The sequence below is a fragment of the Bradyrhizobium altum genome, from assembly GCF_020889705.1.
In the GTDB taxonomy this organism is placed as follows: Bacteria; Pseudomonadota; Alphaproteobacteria; order Rhizobiales; family Xanthobacteraceae; genus Bradyrhizobium; species Bradyrhizobium altum.
On record NZ_JACMYP010000348.1, the window covers coordinates 1 to 7,658 of the forward strand.

Below are 7,658 nucleotides of genomic sequence, written 5' to 3' on the forward strand. Positions count from 1 at the left end.
GGGGCTACCAGGCTGGCTGAAGGTACGGTTCATCGGAGCAACCGAGCCCGGCGCGGTGCTGGTCGAGGGCGGCGCGGAGAATGTCCGCGAGCCGCGCGAGCCGCCGCCGCCAACGCGGGCGTCGGCCGCCGAAACGGTCATCATCACGGGCAGCGCCAGCGCCATCGCGACGGCGATCGCCCGGACAATTCCACGCGTGCGTTGCGAGAAATTCATGTTGGTTTCCTCAAAGGATTCCCCGGCATGGGGAAACGCCCCTAACATGGGCAGAGCCGGTCAAAAGTGAAGCGGGAAACGGGAACCGCGGCTGCGGCCCTCGGTCGCGGCGATGTGACACTATGGGCCTTGTGGATGCGACAGCCCCTCCTAGCGCGAGATGGGGCCCGGTTTCAATCGCGACCGCATTGCAACATTGCCCCTGCCCTGCGGGAAATCGTGGCTCGTCGCCCGGGCCTAGTTCGCCGTCATGGTTTCCTTCACTGCGGCGACCAGCTGCGTCAGCGTGAACGGCTTCGGCAGGAACGCGAACTGCTGGTTCTCCGGCAGGCTCTTCTCGAACGCGTCCTCGGCATAGCCCGAGACGAAGATGATCTTCAGCTCCGCATTGCGGCTGCGCATTTCCTTCAGCAGCGTCGGCCCGTCCATCTCCGGCATCACGACGTCGGAGACGACGAGATCGACCTTGCCGTTGTTCTCCTCGAACGCCTCCAGCGCCTCGACGCCGTTCGCCGCCTCGATCACGCTGTAGCCGCGCGAACGCAGGCCGCGCGCATTCAGCGAGCGCAGGCCGTCCTCGTCCTCGACCAGCAGGATGGTGCCCTGCCCGGTGAGATCCGGCTTCGGCTTGGCGGCTTCTGCAGTAGCAGTCTCCTTTGCCGCGCCGTTGCCGGCATGCGCCTCCGGTGCAACCTCCTGCTCCTGGTGATGCCGCGGCAAATAGATCCGGAACGTGGTGCCGCCGCCCGGCACGGAATCGACATAGACGAAGCCGCCGGTCTGCTTGACGATGCCGTAGACCGTGGACAGGCCGAGGCCGGTGCCCTTGCCGACTTCCTTGGTCGAGAAGAACGGCTCGAAGATCTTGTCGATGATCTCGTGCGGAATGCCGGTGCCGGTGTCCGAAATCTCGATCTTCACATAGTCCGCCGCCGGCATGCCCTTGTTGGCGAGCTGGGCGGCTTCCTCGGTCGGCACATTGACGGTGCGGATGATCAGCTTGCCGCCGTCGGGCATCGCGTCGCGCGCGTTCACCGCGAGATTGACCACCACCTGCTCGAATTGCGAGACGTCGACCTTCACCGGCCACAGATCGCGGCCATGCACGAGGTCGAGCTTGACCTTCTCGCCGATCAGTCGGCGCAGCAGCATGGTGAGGTCGGAGAGCGCATCGCCGAGATCGAGCACCTGCGGCCGCAGCGTCTGGCGGCGCGAGAATGCAAGCAGCTGCCGCACCAGCGTCGCGGCGCGGGTGGCGTTCTGCTTGATCTGCATGATGTCCTGGAACGACGGGTCGGTCGGCTTGTGCGCGTTCAGCAGGAAGTCGTTCGCCATCATGATGGCCGACAGCACGTTGTTGAAGTCGTGCGCGATGCCGCCGGCGAGCTGACCGACCATCTCCATCTTCTGCGACTGGTTGATCTGGTTTTCCAGAGCGCGCCGCTCGGTGGTCTCGAGCATGTAGACGATCGCGGTCTCGACATCGCGCTCATCCTTCTCGACGGTGGTGACGAAGAACTGGGCGGAGCGCTCCTTAGGCCCGTCGAGCATCACCTCGACCGGCGCGATATCGCCCTGGCCTTCGGCAGCCTGGTTGATGGCGGCGATCAACAGGCCGCGGTCGCGCGGATTGACTGCGCGGAAGATCGACTTGGCCGCGCCGCCGTCGCCGTTCAGCCCCTGCGTAAGCTTGGCATAGCGCGCATTGGCACCGACCACATTGCCGCCGCGATCGACGGTCGCGATCGCCATCGGCGTATGGTCGAAGAAGCGCATGAAGCGCACCTCGGCGGCGCGTTCCGGATCGGAATGCTCGTCGCGGGCGCGGCTGATCACCAGCGTGCGCGAGGCGCCCGCCGCGCCGTCGGCGCCGAAGGCGAGCTTGTGATAGAGCCGCACCGGGACGGTCTTGCCGCCGCGCATCCGCAGGTCGATGTCGAACACCTCGGTCTTGACCTCGCCGGGCACCGCCGCGATCGAGGTCAGCAGCGCAGCGCCGTCGCCCGAGACGATGTCGGTCAGCTTCAGGCCGCCCGAGCCGATCTCGGCGAGATCGTAGTCCAGCCAGTTGGCCAGCGTGGCGTTGATATAGGCGATCTCGCCGGCCGGATTGACCGAGAAGAAGCCGCACGGCGCGTGATCGAGATATTCGATCGCGTGCCGCAGCTCCTGGAACACGTCTTCCTGGCGCTCGCGGTCGCGGGTGACGTCGGCGATCGACCACACCGCATATTTCGCGTCGCGCTTGCCCTCGCCGAGCGGGCGGACCCGCAGCCGCAGCCAGCGGCCTTGTCCACCACCTTGCCCGGCCTCGTGCCCGGCGACGCGGACCTCCTCCTGCTGCCGCTTGCCCTCGCGCGCCGCCTTCAACAGGCGGAACACCGCCTCGGAGACATCGGGGTTGCCGATGAAGACGCGTTCGACGGGACGGACGTCGTGCGGACCGGCCGCGCCGGTCAGCGTGAGATAGGCGGCGTTGGAATAGACCACGTGGCCGCGGGAGTCGGTGACGACGAGCCCTTCATGGGCATGGTCGGCGATCCGTCCCATCACCGGGTCGTCGCTCGTGCGGTCGGAAAAGCGGATGATGCCGGCGGCAAGCGCGAACAGGTTGAACAGCCCGACGGTGGCGAGCAGCGCCAGCACAAAGAGGATATAGGGCTGCGCCTGGGTCCGGCCGATGGTCATGAGCCAGACGGCCACCGCGACGATGCCGGTGGCGATCAGGAGCACCAGCAGGATACTGCCGCTCCGCCGCGCTGGCCCGTGAGCCACGAACGGCTCGGTCGCGGGAGGATCGTTGCTATCGGCGGTCATCTGGAGAGACATGGCTCGTCTGCATCACGAAGGCGACCGGCCGGCCACCTCGTCCCTGAGTGCCTGAATCGGACCCGAAAACGCAAGTCCATCAGGCGGCAATTTCGCAAGTTACGCGCATTTCAGGCGGTTTTCCGCCCCTTACTGGCGCAGGCCGGACAGGCCGCGCCTCAGCCGCATCACGTAGCCGATGATTTCGGCAACCGCATGGTAGTGCTCGACCGGGATTTCCTTGTCGATTTCGACGGTCGCATAGAGCGCCCGGGCCAGCGGCACGTTCTCCACGATCGGAATGTCGTGCTCCTTGGCGATCTCCCGGATCTTGAAGGCGAGGTTGTCGACGCCCTTGGCGACGCAGATCGGCGCCGACATGCTGCGGTCGTAGGCCAGCGCCACCGAATAGTGGGTCGGGTTGGTGATGATCACCGAGGCCTTCGGAACCTGGGCCATCATGCGCTTCTTGGCGCGCTGCACCCGCAACTGCTTGATCCTGCCCTTGACGTGCGGGTCACCTTCCGACTGCTTGAACTCCTCTTTCATCTCCTGCAGCGACATCTTGTGACGCTCGTACCAGGTCCGGTACTGGAAGAAGTAGTCGGCGATCGCAACCACGGCGAGGAGGGCGACCACCGCCGCCAGCAGGTGCACCGTCATGCCGGTGATGGCGGGCAGCAGCTCAGCCGGATCGACCCGCAGGAACGATTCCATCCGCAGCCGATCGGGCCACAGCACCATGACCATCACGACGCCGAGCGCGATCAGCTTGAACAGGCCTTTGAGGAAATTCGCCACCGCCTGCTTGCCGAACAGCCGCTTGAAGCCGGCCGCCGGCGAGATCTTGGAGAATTTCGGCTTGAGCTGCTCGCCCGACCACACCAGCTGATGCTGGATCATGTTGCCCGCGATCGCGGCCAGCGCCAGCATCAGGAACGGCACGCCGATCGCGGCGACCACCGCGTAGCCAAGCGTCTGGGTCAGTTGCAGCAGGCCGGCACCGTCGGTGCGGATCATCCATGAATTGGCGATCAGATTGCGCAGCGGCATCAAGATGCCGCCGCCGATCGAGCCCGAGAAGGTCGACAGCACCAACGTGGCGCCGGCAATGATGAACCAGGTGTTGACCTCCTGGCTCTTGACGACGTCGCCTTTCTCAAGAGCGTCATCGAGACGTTTTTGCGTAGGGTCTTCTGTTTTGTCTTCGGTATCGTCGGCCATCTCTTCTCCCTAGAACATGATGCGACTTGATCGCATCATGTTCTGCGGTCCCTATTTTTGACGCGTTTTCTTCACGCGAACCGGTTCCCACTTCGCTCGAAAACGCTCTAACTCATCAATTCATTGGAGCGAGTTGGCGCATGACGCCGTTGAAGTAGTCGAAATAGGTATTCATCATCGCCGCGAGCACGACGCCGAAGATCAGGAAGCCGACCACGATCGAGAGCGGCACGCCGACGAAGTAGACCTGCATCTGCGGCATCAGCCGCGCCAGCACGCCGAGCCCGATGTTGAAGACGAGGCCGAACACCAGGAACGGCGCCGACAGCTGCAGGCCGATCTTGAAGGCGGCGGAGAACGCGGAGGTCGCAAGCGCGGCGACGTCGCCGGTCGGCATGATCTCGCCCGGCGAGAAGATGCGGTAGCTTTCGCTCAGCGCTGCGATGACGAGATAGTGGCTGTCGGTGGCGAACAGCAGCGTCAGGCCGAGGATGGTGAGGAAGTTGCCGACGATCTGGCCCTGCTGTCCCTGGGTCGGGTCGACGGCGGTGACGAAGCCGAGGCCGAGCTGCTGGGCGATCACGGAGCCCGCGACGTTGAGCGCCGACAGCGTCACCCGCGCGGTCGCGCCGAGCACGATGCCGATGATCAGCTCATGCACCATCAGGACGCCGAGCGAGGAGATCGACGTCAGGTCGACATGATAGGCATTGCGATGCAGGGGGAGGATGATCAGCGTCAGCAGCAGCGCGATCGACAGCTTGACCCGTGCCGGGATGTTGCTCTCGCCGAAACCGGGCAGCAGCATCACCATCGCGCCCACGCGCGCGAAGACCAGCACGAAGATTGCGGCCAGCGCCGGAAGCAGGGAGACATCGATGCGCATGACCGCGGCATTAGTGCATCAACCGCCGATGATTCGCGACGAAATCCGCATCATGTGGCTGGAGAGCGCGTCCGCCATGAAGGGCAGCGCTAGCAGCAATGTGACGAAGATCGCGAGAATCTTCGGCACGAAGACCAGTGTCTGTTCCTGGATCTGGGTCAGTGCCTGGAACAATGACACCACGACGCCGACCACGAGGCCGACCACCATCAAAGGCGACGACACCAGCACGATGGTCCAGATCGCATCGCGTGCCACGTCGAGAGTTTCAGGGCCGGTCATTGTTGTGTTCTCGCTTCTTGCAACTTGCTTCGTCATTCCGGGGCGCGCGAAGCGCGAACCCGGAATCTCGAGGTTCCGGGTTCGCTTCGCGCCCCGGAAAGACAGTGAAATCAAATCGGCATCTTCATGATGTCTTCGTAGGCCTGGATCACACGGTCGCGCACCGAGACCAGCGTCGACACCGCAACGTCGGTGTCGGCGACCGCCGTCACCACATCCATCACATTCGCTTTGCCGGACGCCATCGCCATGGTCTGCGCGTCGGACTTCTTGCCCGCTTCCAGCACGCTGCCGACGGAGTCCTTCAGCAGCGCGCTGAAGGACGGGCCGGCGACCGCCTGCCCGGCCTTCTCGACACCGCCGCGCTCCATCAATTTCGCGAGGCTGGCGTAGGCGTTGGCGGCGACGGTCGGTGTAGCCATGATTTACGTTCCCTGTTCTTGTTGCGTCAGGACTTGAGGATGTCGAGCGTGCGCTGGATCATCCGCCGCGTCGCGCTGATGATGTTGAGGTTCGCCTCATAGGAGCGCTGGGCGTCGCGCATGTCGGTCATTTCGACCATCGGATTGACGTTCGGATATTTGACGTTGCCGGAGGCGTCCGCCGCCGGATTGCCCGGCTCCTGCTTGATGCGGAATGACGACTGGTCGGGGCGTATCCGGCCGAGCGTCACGACCTGGGCGTCGAGCGAACGATCGAGCGCGGAGGAGAAGGTCGGCACCTTTCGGCGATACGGATCGCCGCCCGCGGTCTGCGCCGTCGAATCGGCGTTGGCGATATTTTCCGAGATCACCCGCATCCGCCCCGCCTGCGCGCGCAGGCCCGAGGTCGCGATGCTCATCGAGCGGGTGAAATCGCTTGTTCCATCTGCCATGGGATCCTCCCGCCGCCGTCAGGCTTTTGCTGGTTTGGGCATGATCTTCTCGGAAAACCGCTTCACACTTTTCCGGATCATGCCCTAGCCCTTGCCGATCGCGGTCTTCAGCAGATGCAGGCTCTTGCTGTAGAGCGAGGTGACGACCGCGTAGTCCATCTGGTTGGCCGACACTTTCAGCATCTGGTCCTCGAGATTGACCGCGTTGCCGGCCGGGCGGGTCTGGAACCCGCTCTTGCCGCGATCATTGTCGAATGTGTCCGGCGCGCCGGACGCCGCCATGTGGGTGGCGCTGGTCTGCATCATCGGCAGCGTCCCCATGCCGCCGCCGACCGTGGCGTCGGCCCGGTCGAACTTCGGCTCGACCAGGTCGCGCGGCCGGAAGTTCGGCGTGTCGGAATTGGAAATGTTCTCGGCGAGCACCCGCTGGCGCTCCTGGTGCCACTGCATCTTGCTGCGCAACGCCGACAGGATCGGCAGATCGTTCATGGACATCGCCGCGGCTCCATTAACCTCTTGGACGCCCCTTGGGCCTTCCGAGGTAGGCAGAATTTGCCCGGTGTATGGTTAACGGGTGGTTAAAATGTCGGACGGAGCCGTGGAGAACGCCGCAACTGCGGCCGGCGAGCGCATTTTCGCCACGAATGCTGCGTTAACCAGCACAAACCAAGACAGCGTGGGGCGCTGAGAAGTCGTTTTGGGACAAGCGATTCTTGGTTTATTAATAGAACAGTCGGCTGCAAGCCGCTGGGAATTAAGAAATAAGGCGAATCTCGGGCGCGATTCGCTGCGCAAACCGCACCTATCAATCCGCGCTCGTTGATGGCGGAAGCTGAGGAAGGCCACGATGGCCGGGGACTCCAATATGCAGGTCATTACATTCGTCTTGGCATTCGTTGTCGTGCTGGCGCTGATCGGCGTCATCGCATGGCTCGTCCGCCGCTTCGCCGGAAACCGCCTCGGCGCCAACGCCAACCGCGGACGCATGCCGCGACTGGCCGTGATCGACGCGGCTGCCGTCGATGGCCGCCGCCGGCTGGTGCTGGTCCGCCGCGACAACATCGAGCATCTGCTGATGATCGGTGGTCCCACCGACATCGTCGTCGAGCCGAATATCGTCCGGGCGATGCCGGGGCGCGATCAGATGTCGACCCGCCCCGCGGTCGCAGCCGATGCCGCGCCGCCGCGCGTGGCGCCGCTTCCGGATGCCGCCTGGAACGAGAGCGAAGCTGCCCGTTCCGACAATTTCGAGCTTCCCGAGCCGGAGCTACCGCCGCGTCAGGCACGCCCCTCCTTCGCCGACGAGCTGCGCCGGCCTCCGCCGCCGATCGCCGAGCGTCGCAACGATCCGCTGACGGGCTTTACGGC

8 protein-coding genes and 1 pseudogene are annotated in these 7,658 nt (G+C 64.4%); 1 reads left to right on the plus strand and 8 read right to left on the minus strand.

Going from position 1 to position 7,658, the window contains the following annotated elements:
* The 8 genes and pseudogenes from H8B02_RS42895 to flgB all read right to left on the minus strand — a co-directional run.
* Positions 1-216 (minus strand): annotated as a pseudogene (locus tag H8B02_RS42895) (hypothetical protein); the annotation flags it as partial.
* 237 nt (positions 217-453) lie between these two features.
* Positions 454-3,033, minus strand: a complete 2,580-nt coding sequence (gene cckA, locus H8B02_RS42900) for a cell cycle histidine kinase CckA (RefSeq protein WP_229171791.1) — start codon at positions 3,031-3,033, stop codon at positions 454-456.
* Between the two features lie 141 nt (positions 3,034-3,174).
* Positions 3,175-4,248, minus strand: coding sequence for a flagellar biosynthesis protein FlhB (gene flhB / locus H8B02_RS42905; RefSeq protein WP_092115391.1), 1,074 nt, complete (start codon positions 4,246-4,248; stop codon positions 3,175-3,177).
* 115 nt (positions 4,249-4,363) lie between these two features.
* A complete protein-coding gene (gene fliR / locus H8B02_RS42910; protein WP_092115392.1) occupies positions 4,364-5,134 on the minus strand; it encodes a flagellar biosynthetic protein FliR in 771 nt (256 codons plus the stop codon).
* An 18-nt stretch (positions 5,135-5,152) separates the two neighbouring features.
* Positions 5,153-5,416 carry a flagellar biosynthesis protein FliQ gene (gene fliQ / locus H8B02_RS42915; protein WP_050401183.1) on the minus strand — a complete coding sequence of 88 codons (264 nt, stop codon included), beginning with the start codon at positions 5,414-5,416 and terminating at the stop codon, positions 5,153-5,155.
* Between the two features lie 110 nt (positions 5,417-5,526).
* Positions 5,527-5,838: a flagellar hook-basal body complex protein FliE gene (gene fliE / locus H8B02_RS42920; RefSeq protein WP_173637542.1), complete on the minus strand. Its 312-nt coding sequence runs from the start codon at positions 5,836-5,838 to the stop codon at positions 5,527-5,529.
* Positions 5,839-5,864: 26 nt separating this feature from the next.
* Positions 5,865-6,290 carry a flagellar basal body rod protein FlgC gene (gene flgC, locus H8B02_RS42925; RefSeq protein ID WP_229171785.1) on the minus strand — a complete coding sequence of 142 codons (426 nt, stop codon included), beginning with the start codon at positions 6,288-6,290 and terminating at the stop codon, positions 5,865-5,867.
* An 84-nt stretch (positions 6,291-6,374) separates the two neighbouring features.
* Complete coding sequence (flgB, locus tag H8B02_RS42930; protein ID WP_229171786.1) at positions 6,375-6,785, minus strand: flagellar basal body rod protein FlgB; 411 nt, start codon at positions 6,783-6,785, stop codon at positions 6,375-6,377.
* 370 nt (positions 6,786-7,155) lie between these two features.
* On the opposite strand from flgB, the gene H8B02_RS42935 reads away from it, so the two are divergent.
* Positions 7,156-7,658, plus strand: a 503-nt coding sequence (locus H8B02_RS42935) for a flagellar biosynthetic protein FliO (RefSeq protein WP_229171789.1), incomplete at its 3' end; no start/stop codon positions are given.